At 71.9% G+C, this 15,328-nt stretch carries 7 protein-coding genes; 3 read left to right on the top strand and 4 right to left on the bottom strand.

Going from position 1 to position 15,328, the window contains the following annotated elements; genetic code table 11:
- Positions 1 to 33: 33 nt before the first annotated feature.
- Positions 34 to 2,043 (top strand): amino acid adenylation domain-containing protein, encoded by a 2,010-nt coding sequence (locus tag ABGB05_RS06980; protein ID WP_347652352.1) that lies wholly within the window; start codon positions 34 to 36, stop codon positions 2,041 to 2,043.
- Positions 2,040 to 3,254 (top strand): cytochrome P450, encoded by a 1,215-nt coding sequence (locus ABGB05_RS06975; RefSeq protein WP_347652351.1) that lies wholly within the window; start codon positions 2,040 to 2,042, stop codon positions 3,252 to 3,254. Before ABGB05_RS06980 ends, ABGB05_RS06975 begins: the two co-directional genes overlap by 4 nt.
- A 143-nt stretch (positions 3,255 to 3,397) precedes the next feature.
- Here the strand turns inward: ABGB05_RS06975 and ABGB05_RS06970 are convergent, their stop codons facing one another.
- The 4 genes from ABGB05_RS06970 to ABGB05_RS06955 all read right to left on the bottom strand — a co-directional run bounded on the left by ABGB05_RS06970 (position 3,398) and on the right by ABGB05_RS06955 (position 14,079).
- Complete coding sequence (locus tag ABGB05_RS06970; protein WP_347652350.1) at positions 3,398 to 3,763, bottom strand: nuclear transport factor 2 family protein; 366 nt, start codon at positions 3,761 to 3,763, stop codon at positions 3,398 to 3,400.
- 48 nt (positions 3,764 to 3,811) lie between these two features.
- A complete protein-coding gene (locus tag ABGB05_RS06965) occupies positions 3,812 to 4,957 on the bottom strand; it encodes a branched-chain amino acid aminotransferase (protein WP_347652349.1) in 1,146 nt (381 codons plus the stop codon).
- A 73-nt stretch (positions 4,958 to 5,030) separates the two neighbouring features.
- On the bottom strand, positions 5,031 to 12,161 hold the full coding sequence (locus ABGB05_RS06960) for an amino acid adenylation domain-containing protein (protein WP_347652348.1): 7,131 nt from the start codon (positions 12,159 to 12,161) through the stop codon (positions 5,031 to 5,033).
- 256 nt (positions 12,162 to 12,417) lie between these two features.
- Positions 12,418 to 14,079 (bottom strand): ABC transporter substrate-binding protein, encoded by a 1,662-nt coding sequence (locus ABGB05_RS06955; RefSeq protein ID WP_347652347.1) that lies wholly within the window; start codon positions 14,077 to 14,079, stop codon positions 12,418 to 12,420.
- A 258-nt stretch (positions 14,080 to 14,337) separates the two neighbouring features.
- On the opposite strand from ABGB05_RS06955, the gene ABGB05_RS06950 reads away from it, so the two are divergent.
- A complete protein-coding gene (locus ABGB05_RS06950; RefSeq protein WP_347652346.1) occupies positions 14,338 to 15,321 on the top strand; it encodes a winged helix-turn-helix domain-containing protein in 984 nt (327 codons plus the stop codon).
- Positions 15,322 to 15,328: the final 7 nt, after the last annotated feature.

Genomic DNA, 15,328 nt, shown 5'->3' with positions numbered 1-15,328 from the left:
GACACCGGGCAGCACAATGGAGGACCTCGGTCGATGGAAAATTCGATCCAACCCACGTTCCGCCTGGTCCGCAACGATCGTGACCAGGTCAGCCTCTGGGCGGCGGGCAGTTCCCCACCGCCCGGCTGGTACGACACCGGATTCCTCGGTTCGCGTACCGAGTGCCTCGACGACGCCCGGATCCGGGCACTTGAGTCGAGGCCGGATCAGGACTCCCGGCCCGAAGACGCCGAGGACGATCCGGAGACCCTGGTCCGGATGTTCGCGGACACCGTCGACAGGCACGGCGCACGGCCGGCGGTGACCGACGACACGCGGTCGCTCACCTACCGTGAGCTTGCCGACCGCTCCGACACGCTGGCCGGGGAGCTGGTCGCCCGTGGCGTACGGGCCGGGGACCGGGTGGCAATCTACCTGGAGCGGGGCGTCGACGTGTTCGTGGCGATGCTCGGCATACTCAAGGCCGGTGCGGTCTACGTGGCCGTGGACGCCCGCTATCCGGACCAGCGCCGCGATCTCATGATCACCACCAGCGGCGCCCGGCTGACACTGACGGAGCCGGGCTGGGGTGACCGGCTGTCCCCGCTCGCGACCGAGGTGTGGCAGTGGCGCAGCGGTCCGTCCGATCCCGGCGCGGAGCAGGCCGACAGTCGGCGGCCCGGCCGGCCGGTGCGGGCGGACGACCCGGCGTGCATGCTCTTCACATCCGGCTCCTCGGGTACCCCGAAGGGCGTCGTCCTCGGGCACCGCGGCCTGGTCGGGTTCGGACGTAACGCGTCGCTCCCACCGCTCGGTCCGGGGGACCGCACCGGACAGATCTCCAGCCTCTCGTTCGACGCCTTCCACTTCGAGACCTGGTGCAGCTTCGCCCACGGTGCGGAGATCGTGGTGCTCCCGGCCATCACGGACCTGATCGCCGCCGACCTGCAGCGCGAACTGCGCAGGCGCCGCGTCACCGCGATGCTCGTCCCGACAATGGCGGTCAACCAGGTCATCAAGGAGGACCGCGACGCGTTCGCTCCGTTGCGGGTGCTGCACACCGGCGGCGACGTCCTGCTCCCCGCGGCCGCCCGTGACGTGCTGGGCAGCGCGTTCCAGGGCCGGTTCGTCAACCTGTACGGCCCGACCGAGGGCACCACGGCGTGCACCGGTTACGAGGTCGTCTCTGCCGCCGACGTCGTCACCTCGGTGCCGATCGGCACCGCGTTGGCCGGTGCGCAGGTGTACGTCCTCGACGCCGCCCTCGCGCCGGTGCCACCGGGAGAACCAGGTGAGTTGCACATCGGCGGGGCCGGGGTGGCACTCGGCTACCACGGTCTCCCGGCGCTGACCGCGGAGCGGTTCCTCCCGGACCCGTTCGGTGCCGCCGGAGCCCGGATGTACGCCACCGGTGACCTGGTGCGGGAGCGCACGGACGGGCTGCTCGAGTTCGTCGGCCGGGTCGACGACCAGGTCAAGATCAGGGGATACCGGGTGGAGCCCGGTGAGGTGGAGCAGATGTTGTCCCGGCACCGGCTTGTCCGCGAGATCGCCGTGACGGCGGCGGGGGAGGGGCAGGACAAGCACCTGGTCGCGTTCGTGGTGCTGGAGGAGACAGTCAAGCCGAGCGAACTGCGGACCTACGCCGAAGAGCTGCTGCCCGACTACATGGTGCCCAGTTCCTTCCTGATCCTGCCGGAGATCCCCGCCAACGACCACGGCAAGCGGGACTGGCGCCGGCTCGGCGAACTACTCGAGGAGCACCGGCTCCGTGCGCAGCGGTATGACCCGCCACAGACCGAGACCGAGCGGTACCTGGCCGCGCTGTGGGAGGACCTCCTCGGTGCCGACCGGGTGGGCACCTCCGACGACTTCTTCGACCTCGGCGGCCACTCGTTGCTCGCGTTCCGGGCACAGCGGAAGATCCGCCGCGACCTGAACATCAACCTCGAGTTCCGCGACCTGCTCGACAACAGTGTCCTCGGTGCGCTCGCCGCGGTGATGGGCCGTAAACGGCAGGAGTCGGTCAGCTCGGGAGAAGCGCGGACCGAGGACGTTCGATGACCGACGCGACAACTGTGGACCTGACCGACCTCGACGTTTTTGTCCGCAACGAACACCACCAGGTCCTCGCCTGGCTGCGCGAGAACGATCCGGTGTACTGGCATCCCATGAGCGGCGGGGGCTTCTGGGCGCTTACCCGGTACGACGACGTACTGAACGCCTATCGTGACCACACGACGTTCAGTTCGTCGTGCGGCGCCATCCTCGGCGGCTCTTTCCGCAGCGGCACCGACAGCGCTGCCGGGAAGATGCTGGTCGCCAGCGACCTGCCCCGGCAGCGACTGCTTCGCCAGCAGATGCATCCCGCGTTCTCTCCCGCCATGGCCGACCGGATCCAGCAGCAGGTCGCCACGTTGGTGGACAAGGCACTCGACAACCTGCTCACGCGGGGCGGCGGTGACCTGGCCACGGAGATCGCCCCGGAGCTGCCCGCCGGCGCGCTGATGACGATGGTGGACATCGGCCACTCCGACGCGCTCGAACTGGTATCACTGACCCGCCGGATGATCGGCTTCCGGGATCCCGCGCTGGTGGCCACCGACGACGACGAGCGGATCAGACTGGCCTGGATCCAGAGCGAGATCTTCGAGTTCTTCGCCGAACTGGTCCGGGAACGGCGGGCCCGCCCGGGCGACGACCTGGTCAGCATGCTGCTCCGGGCCGAGATCAACGGCCGGCGCCTGTCTGAGGAGGACATCCTCTACAACTGCATGAACGTCGCCGTCGGCGGCAACGAGACGTCTTCGTACACCACCTGCGCCGGGATCTGCGCCCTGATCGAGAACCCCGACCAGTACGCACGGCTGCTGGCCGAGCCGGAACTGCTGGGTCCGGCCATGGAGGAGATCCTGCGCTGGACGTCGATGAACGCCTACGTGCAACGGGTCGCGACCCGCGACGTGGAACTCGGCGGCAAGCGGATCAGGGCTGGTGATTCCGTGACCCTGTGGAACGTCTCCGCCAACCGGGACGAGCGGCAGTTCCCCTGGGCGGACCGGTTCGACATCGCCCGCTCGCCCAACCGGCACCTCACCTTCGGCAGCGGCATCCACCGCTGCGTCGGGGCGCCGGTCGGGATGGTGGAACTGGCAAGCGTGTTTCGGCCGCTGGTGCGGCGGGGAATCCGGTTCGAGTTCGCGGGTCCCGTGCAACGGCTACGGTCGAACTTCATCCTCGGTGTCACGTCGATGCCGGTGCGGGTGGTCGGCTGAGTCGGCCGGCCGCCACCCGGGCGAAGGGGGGCCGCGGTCCGCGCCGCGGCACCCCTCCGGCCGGGACCGCGCCGCACCCGGTCGGGCGGCCGGCGACGGGAGGATCGTCCGCCCGGGCCGCCGACCAGGTGGGCCCGGCCGAGCTACACCAGAGGCTGGAAAAAATAGGTGTTCCGGCGGCTGAACAGGCCGTCCGCGGTCACCTGGAAGAAGTCCGCGAAGCGGAGCCGGACGTTGTCACCGTCCCGCAGGACGCCCGCGAAGTCGCCCTGCACCGCCACCTCCTCGTCTGCGCAGACCAGACTCCGGAGACTGTGTCGGCCGGAGACGATGACGCGGACGTCGCGGTAGAAGTCCTCCAACGCCGCCCGACCCCGGATGGGCTCGTACCCTGGCCGTTCGTAGACGACGTCGGGCGAGAAGAGCTGCAGGAGCCCCGGCACGTCACCCTCGTCGACGAGTTGGTAATAGCGTCGGACCCGGTCCGACCACCGTTCGGCATGCGACATTCGGCACCACTCTCCCCGTTGGCACCGTCAACCGATCTGGTTGACGAGTCACTGTGGATCGACCCCCGTCCCCGCCTGACCGCTCCTGATGACGTGCCGCCAGCCGTACGGGTCGTCGGCCGGTCCGCGTTGGATCCCGGTGAGGGCACGGCGCAGCATCGAGGTGACCGGATGATCCGGGTCGGCGCCGGCCGTCCAGGCGCCCTGCCTGGTCACCACCTGTCGGATCGGTGTCAGCACCGCGGCGGTTCCGCACGCGAACGCCTCCCGGGTCACACCCTCGGCGGCCGACGTACGCCAGTCGTCCAGCACGATCGGCCGCTCGACCCCGCGCAACCCGAGCCTCCGGGCGAGGGTCAGCAGCGAGTCACGGGTGACGCCGGCCAGGATGGTCCCGTTCAGCGGCGGTGTCACCAGACTGGTTCCCGCCGGGCCGTGTTGGACCAGGAACACGTTCATGCCGCCCATCTCCTCGACCCGGCGTCGCTCGACCGCGTCGAGCCAGAGCACCTGCTGACAGCCATGCTCGGCGGCCTCCGCCTGGGCCAGGTAACCGGGGGCGTAGTTGCCGGCGAACTTGGCGGCGCCGACGCCACCCGGGACGGCGCGGACGTACGTGTCGGACGCCCAGACCGAGACGCCTTCGCTGCCCTCGAAGAACTCCTCGGTCACGAAGGCGATCAGCACGAACCGGTACGACCGGGCGGGCCGCAGCGCCAGGCAGGGATCGTCGGCGAACACGATCGGCCGGAGGTAGAGACTCTGGCGGGGATGTTTCGGCAGCGCGGCGGCGTCGGCGCGGACCAGTTCCTCGACCGCGGCGACGAACAGTTCCTCCGGCAGGGTCGGAATGGCGAGCCGGGCGGCCGACCTGGCGAACCGGCGGGCGTGGTCGGTCAACCGGAACACGGACACGTCGCCGTCCGGGGTCCGGAACGCCTTGAGCCCTTCGAACACCACCTGGCCGTAGTGCAGGCCCACCATGCTCGGCGGCAGGGGAATCGGGCGGTGTGGGCCGACGGTTCCGTCGTGCCAGCCGCGCTCCACCGTCCAGCGCAGCGACACCATGGTGGGTGTGAAGGCGTTGCCGAAGGCGAGGTCGGACCCCGCGTCGAACTCGACCGCCGGTGGGCTCTGCTCGCGGGCCCACCCGACGACCGCGCCGGGCGTTCCCGTTTCCACGCCGTTGGACATGGTGATCACCTCGCGGGGTAAGGGCGTTACGGGAGACGGGCCCGGCCGGTCTCCTGCCGCCCGGGCCCGTCCGCTACCTGACGACGTGGCGCCGGAACCAGCTCACGATCACCGAGACCCCATCGCCGGTCACCATGCCGACATGGTCTCCGGGCACCGGCACGACCGGCATCCGGTCGCCGAGCAGCCGCCGCCACGGCAGCTCGGGGTGCGGCGGATAGGGCGGTACGGTCTCGGAGGCGCGGAAGTACACCACGTCGCCGTCGTACGGACCCGGCACGTGGGCGTAGAGCGCCGCGGTGTGGGCCCGCCAGACCCCCAGGACGGTGTCGACGTCCAACACGTCGAAGTCGGCCGGCACCTGGTCCGCGGCTCGGGCCGCCGTCAGGACGTGGATCAGTCGTTGCCGGGGTGGCATCGTCCGCAGCAGCTCGGCGGTGGCCGGCGTTCCGTCGGCGAACGCGGCCGCCATGAGTTCGGCGTCGTCGGCGAAGCGTTTCGGCACCTGCCCCGGGCCCGGGCTGTCCAGCAGGGCGACCAGCACGGGCGGCCGGCCCCGGGCGGCGAGCAGTCGGGCCATCTCGTAGGCGATGTTGCCGCCCATGCTCAACCCGGCCAGCACGAACGGCCCGGCCGGCAGATGTCCGAGCAGCGCGGTCACGTGGTAGTCGGCCAACGCGGCGATGCTGTCGCAGGGCTCGCGTTCGCCCTCCACGCCCGGTGCCTGCAGACCCAGCACCAGTCGGTCCCGGCCCAACTCGTTCGCCAGTTCCCCGTACAGGAAACAGGTCCCGCCGACCGGATGCACCAGCACCACCGGCACACCGCCGCCGGACTCCGGCCCCGACTGCAGCCGGAGCACGGTGGGGACGTCGGGCTGCGCGTCCCGTCGCGCCGCGAGTCGGACCAGCTCCTCGGCCAGCGTGGCCACCGTGGGCTGCTCGGCCAGGATCGACATCGGCAGCCGTAGCCCCCACTCGGCGCCGATCCGGGCCACCACCCGGGCGACCTGCAGCGAGTGCCCGCCGAGATCGAAGAAGTCGTCGTGTACGCCGAGCCGCTCGACGCCGAGCGTCTCCGCCCAGATCGCCGCGACCCGCTCCTCCGCCGGGTTGCGCGGCTCCACCACCGGACCGCCGGAGTCCGCCGGTGGGGCGGGCAGCGCCCGACGGTCCAACTTGCCGTTGACGGTGACCGGCAGGGCGGGCAGCACCACGATCGCGGCCGGCACCAGGTAGCGCGGAAGAGTCTCCCGCAGCGCCTCCCGCAACCCGACCGGATCCGGGTCCACGCCCGGTTCCGCGACCACGTAGCCGACCAGACGCCGGTCGCCCGGTCGATCCTCGCGGACCAGCACCGTGGCCGCCGCCACCCCGGGGCGCGCCGAGAGCGCCGCCGCGGCCTCACCCGGCTCGATCCGGAATCCCCGGATCTTCACCTGGTCGTCGAGGCGGCCGTGGTACTCCAACGTGCCGTCCGGACGCCACCGGGCCAGGTCACCGGTGCGGTAGAGCAGCCCGTCCGGCCGCCACGGGTCGGGGACGAAACGCTCGGCGTCCAACTCCGGCCGCTCGTGGTACCCGAGGGCGACGCCGGGGCCGCCGACGACGAGTTCCCCCACCGCGCCGTCCGGCACCGGGTCGAGGCCGTCGCCGAGGACGTACAGGTCGGTGTTGCCGATCGGGATGCCGATCGGTACCGACGGCGCGTCCGGATCGAGGTGCCGGATGTGGTGCCAGGCCGCGAACGTGGTGGTCTCGGTCGGGCCGTACCCGTTGAGCAGCCGGCCCGGCGCCGCACCGGCCAGCACCGTCCGGACCAGCGGAGCGTCGAGCGCCTCACCGCCGACGATGACCGTCCCGACTCCGGCGAAGGCGTCGGGCCGGACCCGTACGGTCTCGTTGAACAGGGCGGTGGTGAGGAACATCGCGGTGACGCCGAGCCGCTTCAGCGCGTCGGCCAGGGCGTCCGGGGCGAGCAGGGTCTCCCGGTCGACGATGGTCAGCTCGGCGCCGTTGACCAGGGCACCCCAGATCTCGAAGGTGGCGGCGTCGAAAGCGGTGTTCGACAGTTGGGCCACCACGTCCCCGGGGCGCAGCGGCGCGAAGTCGCTGCCGTGCACCAGACGGACGATCGCCCGGTGTGGCACCCGGACGGCCTTCGGCGTCCCCGTCGAACCCGACGTGTACATCAGGTAGGCCAGGTCGTCGGGGCCGGTCCGGACAGCGTCCGGGCAGGTCGTCGTCGACCCCGGCGTGGCGCCCAGCACGTCTGGAGCCGGCGTCTGCGGGATGACGGGTGACACCGGTGTGTCCGGGGTGTCGGCGTCGAACGGCAGCAGGAGGTCGGTCGGCGTGCCGTCCAGCAGGTCGTGCAGCGCGGTCGTGGTGACTACCAGGGAGGCGCCCGAGTCGCGGACCATGAACCGCAGCCGGGCCGGCGGGAAGGCCGGGTCGAGCGGCACGTACGCCGCTCCGCTGTGCAGCACGGCCAACGCCGCCACCACGAACTCGGGCGAGCGCTCCAGCAGCAGTCCGACCCGGTCGCCGGGGCGTACCCCGGCCGCGGCGAACCGCGCCGCCAGCGTCGTCGCGGCTGTCTGCAACTCGGCGTACCGGATCAGCCGGTGCCCGGAACGGATCGCCACCGCCTCCGGTGTGACCGTGGCCCTGGCCGTCACCAGCGCGTTGACGGTCAGACCGGCGACCGGTGGGCCACCCCGGCGTCCCCGGGCCAGTATCCGGTTCCGTTCGGGCGCCGGGAGCAGCACGCCCGGCCCCGCCGGCGCGAACGGGTCGGCCGCGATCGCGGCGAGCACGGTCAGGTGAAGGTCGACCAGGGCGTCGGCCTGCTCGTCGCAGAGTTCTGCCCGGTTGCTCGCCACGTGCAGGGCGAGGGTGCCGTCGAACTCCCGGACCAGGTGCACCACGAGTGTCAGGTCGGTTTCCCCGTAGACCGACGGCGTGCCCACCGGGTCGAACCGGCCGGCGGCCCGGACCTGCTCGTACACGTGGAAGTCGTTGAAGTTGAGCAACGTGTCGAACAGCCGGCCTCCGGCACGCTGGATCAACGCCAGCGGATGCCGCCGGTGGGGCAGCATCGCGCGTTCGGCGTCGAAGGTCGCGCGGACCCGGTCCGCCCAGGTGCCCGGCCGCAGCCGACGAGGTAGCGGCACGGTGTTGAGGAACAGACCCAGCGTCCGTTCGGCGCCGGGCGACTCCGGGCGGCCGTTGGTCGCCAGCCCCACCGCCACCTCCGTCCGGCCCGTCGCCAGGGCGACGGCCGTGACGTGTGCCTCCACCACCACGCTCTTCAGCGGCACCCCGATGCTGGCGGCGGCCCGGGTGAGACCCGCCGCCACCTGCGGGTCGAGGCCCACCCGCACCAGGCGCACCCGTTCACCGCCGGCCGGCGACGGCCGGCGCCACCGGGGCAGCGGGCTGCCGGTCGTGTCGGCCAGCAGGTCCGCCCAGAAGGCCCCCGCCTCGGGATCGGCCGCGGCGGCCTGTTCGGCGGCCACGTAGTCGCGGAACGGCTGGACCGGGTCGGGCAGCACCCTGGGCGAGTTGTCACAGGCCGCAAGGTGTCGGTCCACGAGTTCCGCCACCAGCGACGACGCGCTCCAGCCGTCGAGTACGGCGTGGTGGAAGCTGAGGGTGAGCTGGGTCTGCTCGTCCGGTAACCGGTGCAGGTGTATCCGCAGCAGCGGTGCCTGACTCCAGTCGAAGGGACGACGCCGTTCCGTCTCGAACAGCTCGACGAGGAACGACTCCCGCTCGGGCTCCGGCAGTGCGCGCAGGTCGGCCAGCTCGACCGGCACCGTCACCTCCGCGTGGACCAACTGCATCGGCACCGAGAAGGTCGCCAGGTCGAAGGAGGTACGCAGCACCGGGTGGGTGGCGAGACAGTCCCGCGACGCCGCCACGAACGTCTCGGGTTGCCAGGGCAGCCGGACCCGGACGGAGAAGACCTCGTGGTATGTGGATTCCCCCGGCCGGTACGAGCCGTGGAAGAGCATGCCCCGCTGCAGGTAGGTCGCCGGGTAGGCGTCCTGGAGGCCGTCCGGCAACCTCGCCCGGTCGCCGGCGCACAGCAGCCCGAAGGTTTCCGGGCCGGTCGGCTCGGCCGTCGATTCCGGGGCGGCCCCGGCCGGGCGCAGCCGGGTCGCCACCGCGGCGAGGCCGCGTACCGTCGGGTGGCTGAACATGCGTGGCACGTCCAGCCCCAGGCCGGCGGCCCGGGCGGGACCGATCACCTGCAAGGCCCGGATGGAGTCCCCACCCAGTTGGAAGAAGTTGTCGGTCGCGCCGACAGTGGTCAGCCCCAGCACGTCGGCCCAGATGTCGGCGAGGGTCCGTTCGGCACCGGGGGCCGGCGGGACCGGCTCACCCGTGGCGAACACGGGCGCCGGGGCCGGCAGCGCCATCCGGTCAAGTTTGCCGTTCGGCATCAACGGCAGCGCGTCCAGGGTGACCAGCGCCGAGGGAACGTGCCCGGGGGGCAGTTCGGCGGCGAGCGCGGCCTGCAGCGAGGCCGGCACACAGTCCGCGTCCGGGGTGGGGACCACGTATCCGACCAGCCTGGGTGGGCCGTCGCCGTCAGTCCGGGCCACCACGGCCGCGTCGGCCACGCCCGGTTGGCGCAGCAGTGCCGCCGTCACCTCACCGGGTTCGACCCGCTGACCGCGGATCTTGACCTGGTCGTCGAGCCGGCCCAGGTACTCCAGCGATCCGTCCGCGCGCCACCGGACGCGGTCGCCGGTGCGGTACACCCGCCCGCCGTCGTGTCCGGAAAACCGTTCCGCGGTGAGTTCGGGTCGATTGAGGTAACCCATCCCCACCTGCATGCCGCCGATGCACAGTTCGCCCACCCCGCCCACCGGAACCGGGCGCATCCGCTCGTCGAGCACGTGCGCCACGGTGTTCCAGACCGGGCGTCCCATCGGCACGGTTGTCGAGTCGCGGTCCGGGTCGTACTGGTGGGCGGTCACCTCGATGGCCGTCTCGGTGGGGCCGAACAGGTTCCACAGCCTGACCCCGGGGTACCGGTCGACGACCCGTCGGGCGAGACCGGCCGGGAGTGCCTCGCCGCTGCAGATCACGTGTCGCAGCGACGGCAGGTCCGCCGACGCCGGCTCGTCCAGGAACGGGGCGAGCATGGAGGGTACGAAGTGGACGATGGTGACGCCGTGCCCGGCGATCAGCGCGGCCAGCCGTGCCGGGTCCCGGTGCGCGCCCGGTTCGGCCAGTACGAGCCGGGCGCCGGTCAGCAGCGGGGTGAAGAGTTCCGGCACGGAGACGTCGAACGAGAACGGGGTCTTCTGCAGCAGTACGTCGTCCGGCCCGATGCCGAGAGCCGAGACTCCCCAGCGCAGCCGGTTCAGTACCGCCCGGTGACTGTTGAGCGCACCCTTCGGGCGGCCGGTCGATCCCGAGGTGTAGATGGCGTACACCGGGTCGTCCGGGCCGGCCGGGCACGGGGGGAACGAGGCCGTCGACGACCGCAGGTCGGCCCCGGTCACCTCGAACACCGGCACCGTCCCGGCACCGAGCCGGTCCCGCAGCCCCGGCTCGGTGACGACGGCCACCGGTGCGCTGTCGTCGAGCACGAGCCGGGTACGCGCCGGCGGGTGGTCCGGATCCAGTGGTACGTAGGCCGCCCCGCTGGCCGCCACGGCGAGCAGTGCCACCGGTAGCGGCCGACCGCGTCGCAGGCAGACCGCCACCCGTTGGCCCGGCCCGGCGCCCGCCGCCCGGAGTCGCGCCGCCAACGCCCCGGCCGCCGCCAGCACCTCGCCGGCGGTGCTCGTGCCGGTGCCGTCGACGAGCGCGACCGTGTCGGGACGGCTTCCGGCCTGGTCCGCGACCGCCCGGGCGAGGGTCTCCGCGGCCATCGGCACGGTGTCGCCCTGCCAGGAGCCGATCATCTCCTCCTGCTCGGGCGAGAGAACCGGCAGGTCGCCCACGGCCACGTCCGGGTCACGGGTCGCGTTACGGGCCAGCGTGACGAGGCTGTCCAGCAGCCGTCGTACCGACTCGGGCGCGAAGATCGCCGAGGCGTACTCCAGCAGCAGTTCGGTGCCGGTGGCGGTGTCGCAGGTTTCCAGGGTCAGGTCCAGCTTGGCGTACCGCCGTGGCACCTCGAGCGGCACGGCGACGATGGCGGGGAGGTCGAGCCGCGGATGGGGCGCCCGGTGGGTGTACATCACCTGCACCAGCGGGGCGCGGCTCAGGTCGCGGGAGAGCCCCAGATCCTCGATGATCGCCTCGAGCGGGACGTCCTGCTCGCCGTATGCCTGTATGCAGGTGTTCCGGACGCTCCGCACCAGCTCGCGGACGGTCGCCCCGCGATCCACCCGGATCCTGAGCGGCAGCACCGAGACGAACATGCCGACCAGGTCCTCGGCGTCCTCCGGGCGGTTCTCGGCGGGCATCCCGACGACCAGGTCGTCGGTGCCGGTCCAGCGGGCCAGCAGCAGGGCGTAGAGCGCGAGCCACACCATCGGCACCGTGCCGCGTTCCGTGCGGGCCAGCTCGGCCACCGCCCGGCGCAACCCGATCGGCACCGTACGCCGCAGCGTGGCGCCGGTGTCCGGCAGCACCCGTGGCCGGGGGTGGTCGACCGGCACCGCCAGCACCCCGGAGGAGCCGGCCAACTCGGCCCGCCAGAACTCCCGGCCGGGCTCGGGGCGCTGCTGCGCCGACCGCAGGTGCCCGGCGAAGCCATGGGCCGGCGTCAGTGGTCGCGGGGTCTGTTCGGCGCCGAGGTCGGCGAGGACGACCTCCAGCCCGCGGCCGTCCACCATGGCATGGTGCGCGGTGAGCACGATTACGTGCTCCTCCGGCCCGGTCCGCAGGACCCGGGCCCGAACCAGGGGCGGCCTGGCCAGGTCGAACGGAGTTTCCGCCTCGCGCAGCAGCGCGTCGTCGACCAGGCGTCGCCGCTCGGCCTCGTCGTGGCCGCTGATGTCCTCGACGACCAGCGGGATCGGTCTCGCCGGATGGAGCACGACGTGCAGACCGTCGTCGGGTAACGCCATCCGCAGTGCGTCGTGTCGGTGCACCGCACGGTCGAGTGCGGACCGCAGGCCCGCCAGGTCCAACGGGCCGTCCAGCCGCCAGGCCACCGGTATGAGGTAGGTGCCGGTGCCGCCGTGCAACCGTTCGGAGAAGACCATCCGCCGTTGGGCGGCCGAGGCCGGCACCGTCTCTGGAGAAGCTGTTTCCGGCACATCCGGCCGTGCTTGCAGCACACGCTGACGGTCCATGTCAAGCCCCCGTTGCTCTCCTCGGACGTGATCACTATTGCATAGATAGTCGAGCTTGACGAGAAGGCAAAGACCGTCCGGACAGGACGGTGACGCGGCGCCGCCACCGGTGGCCGGACCCGGTGGCGACGCACGACAACGCTCCCGTCAGCGGCCATCGCCCGGACCTGTGCCGTACGGGCCGCGGCCCCGACTACCCCGTCATGTCGATTTTCAGCAGGTCGACCTGGCCGAACAGGTCCAACTCGACGTCGCGGACCTGCGCGGAGTGGCCGTAGTTGTTCTGCCCGAACCGCAGCGGGATCACCGGCATGTCCCGGACGAGGATCTCCTCGGCCTGCTGGTACTTCGTGATCGCCTCGGTCTGGTTCGGCGCGGCCACGCCCTCCTCGACCAGCCGGTCGAAGTCGGGGTTGCTGTAGCCGTAGTAGTTCGACGACCCGTTGGTGGTGTAGAGCGGACCGAGGTAGTTCTGCATCGACGGATAGTCCATCGACCAGCCGAGCCGGAACATCCCGACCGGGGTCTTCTCCTCCAGTTTGGTCAGCAGGTCGGCGAACCTCGGCTCGGCGGTGCCGAGGCACTCCACCCCGAGGTTGTTGCGGAGCTGGTTGCAGGTCGCGTCGATCCACTCCTTGTGGCCGCCGTCGCCGTTGTACGAGATCTGCAGGCGTGCTGGACCGCCCGCAGCCTGGTACGCCGCCTTCGCCCGGGCCGGATCGAACTGGCACGCCTCGCCACAGGTGTCCGGCCGGGCGCCCGCCACCGCCGGGGAGACGAAGGACCGGGCCGGCGTCTGGGTGTCCTTGAAGATGGTCCGGACGATCTCGTCGCGGTCGATCGCCATCGAGATCGCCTTGCGCACCTCGGGCCGGGCGAACTCCGACTGGAACGTCGGGAAGGCGAGGAACTGGAAGGACGACAGCGGGCTGCGCCGGAACCGGTCGCCGAGATCGGTCGGCGCGCTGCTGATGTTCTCGGTCGAGATCTGTCGTACCACGTCGAGGTTGCCGGCGACCAGGTCGGCGTACTCGGCGGGCAGCTGCTGGTAGATCTGGAACACCACCCCGCCGATCTTCGGCTTGGCCCCGGCGTACGCCTCGTACCGCTCCACCTCGATCCGGGAGTCGTGCTGCCAGGTGCCCTTCATCCGGAACGGACCGTTGCCGATCAGCGCCTCCTCGAAGCCCTCCTTCAGCACCCCGTCGGAGGCCCAGGCGGCGTTCGGCAGCGGGGCGAAGACGTGGTAGCCGAGCACCGACTTGAACTCGGCGAACGAACCCGAGAGCGTGATGGTGAAGGTGTGGTCGTCGATCTTGCGAAGCCCGGTCAGCTTCCGGGCCTTCGGTTCGGGTGCCCGTTGCGGCCCGTCGCCGTCCGGGTCGGGTGACTGCAGGTCGTCGTACCCGGCGATCTTCTCGAAGAAGTACGAGCCGCCGTTGCCGTTCGGCCCGTACGCCGCGTGGTGCCAGGCGTTGAGGTAACTGTCGGCGGTCACCGGCTCGCCGTTGTGGAAGGTGAAGCCCTGCTTCAGGCGTACCGTCCAGAGGACGTTGTCGGTCGACTCGATCGACTCGGCGGCCACCTCCACCGGCCGCCGGTCGGCGTCGAACTCGACCAGTGGGGTGAAGAGCGCGGCGAGCACCTGGGCGCCGGCGCTCTCGGTGGTGTTCGCCGGCAGCAGGTGCTGCGGCTCGACAAGTCCGATTCGGACCGTACCGCCACCCGGATCGGTGGGATCGTCACCGCTGTCGCTGCACGCCGTGGCGGCGAGGACCACGGCGAGCGCCACCGCTACGGCCCGGCCCGGGCGTCGCCCCGGACCCTTCGAGGTCAGGCGTCTGGATACCGGCATGGGGCAGCCTCCTTCACAGATCGCCGCCGACGCGACCGCGGGCGCCGGCGGCGGCGCCGCGCCTCGCGCGGCAACGTCCCACCAGTTACGAGCCGGTCGACCCGGTTCGGCAATGCTTTTGGCCGAGGCCAAACCATCCGGGAGACCGACAACTGGGGGTCGGGGCGACAGCGTCTCGTGATCAGAGCGCGACGGTACCGCCGGGCGACAGCCGTCCGGCAGGAACGGCGACCGCGTCGACGCGAGGTGGAGGTGGTGATGATCCGGATCTGGTTGGGGCCCGACGACATCGCCCGGACCCGGCTCGCCCCGGCCCCGCTGCCGCTGCACGAGATCCTGGTCAGCCTCGCCACCGCACCCGTCGTCGACGACCCGGAACTGGCCCGGCTGCTGCGTGACCTGCGCCCCGGCCGGGTGGGGCCGACCCGGGACGGCGGATTCGGCGGGCGCGGCAACAGTGCGGACCCGGGTACCGCCCACCTGCTCGCTCCGCTGCCCGAGGAGCCCAGCCTCGAGCGCGCGCTGACGTGGCTGGTCACGAACTCGACCTGCCGGAGCCGGGCGGCCGCCGTCCGGGCCTACTACGAGCGCGGGGTGGCCGGTGAACTCGCCGCCTGGGAGTCGGTCGTCCGGCTCGACGTCGCCGAGCGGAGCCGGTCGCTGGCCACCGGTGGGGTGGAGACCCTGCTGGGTCTGCTCGACCCGTCGGCGGCCTGGCGTAGCCCGGTGCTCGCCGTCGCGTCCCCGGTCGACCTCGACGTTCGGCCGGAGGGCACCGGACTGGTACTGGTGCCGTCCGTCTTCGCCCGCCACCTCTGGGTCGGCAACCAGCCGGATCCGGCCGTCGTGGTCTTCCCGGTGCGTCGCCCGCGTGCGGTGCGCAACGGCCGGGCGGCGGAGGCCCACCCGGTGCGGGGCCGGTCCGGGGGATGCGGCCGACCCGACGAGCCGCGTCGGAGCGGGCCACCCGTCCCGGCGTACGCCCCGGAAGCCGCCGACCCGCTCATCGCGCTGCTCGGTCGGTCCCGGGCCGCGGTGCTGCGGGCCGCCCTGGTCGGGGCGAACACCACCGACCTGGCCCGGCGGGCCGGGATCAGCACCCCGTCCGCGTCACAGCACGCGAGTGTGCTGCGCGACGCCGGACTGCTCCGGACCACCCGGCACGGCAGGGCCGCACACCACACACTCACCCCGCTGGCCCGGGCGCTGCTGACCGGGTACGAGACCCCGGTCCGCCGTTGAACCGTGA

The sequence above is a fragment of the Plantactinospora sp. B5E13 genome, assembly GCF_039871775.1.
Lineage (GTDB): Bacteria > Actinomycetota > Actinomycetes > Mycobacteriales > Micromonosporaceae > Plantactinospora.
This window is presented reverse-complemented; position numbering and strand designations above follow the sequence as displayed.

Coding starts and splice junctions, on each gene's coding strand:
- ABGB05_RS06980 (WP_347652352.1), top strand. CDS start 34: ATGGAAAATTCGATCCAACCCACGTTCCGCCTGGTCCGCAACGATCGT.
- ABGB05_RS06970 (WP_347652350.1), bottom strand. CDS start 3,763: ATGTCGCATGCCGAACGGTGGTCGGACCGGGTCCGACGCTATTACCAA.
- ABGB05_RS06950 (WP_347652346.1), top strand. CDS start 14,338: ATGATCCGGATCTGGTTGGGGCCCGACGACATCGCCCGGACCCGGCTC.
- ABGB05_RS06955 (WP_347652347.1), bottom strand. CDS start 14,079: ATGCCGGTATCCAGACGCCTGACCTCGAAGGGTCCGGGGCGACGCCCG.
- ABGB05_RS06965 (WP_347652349.1), bottom strand. CDS start 4,957: ATGTCCAACGGCGTGGAAACGGGAACGCCCGGCGCGGTCGTCGGGTGG.
- ABGB05_RS06975 (WP_347652351.1), top strand. CDS start 2,040: ATGACCGACGCGACAACTGTGGACCTGACCGACCTCGACGTTTTTGTC.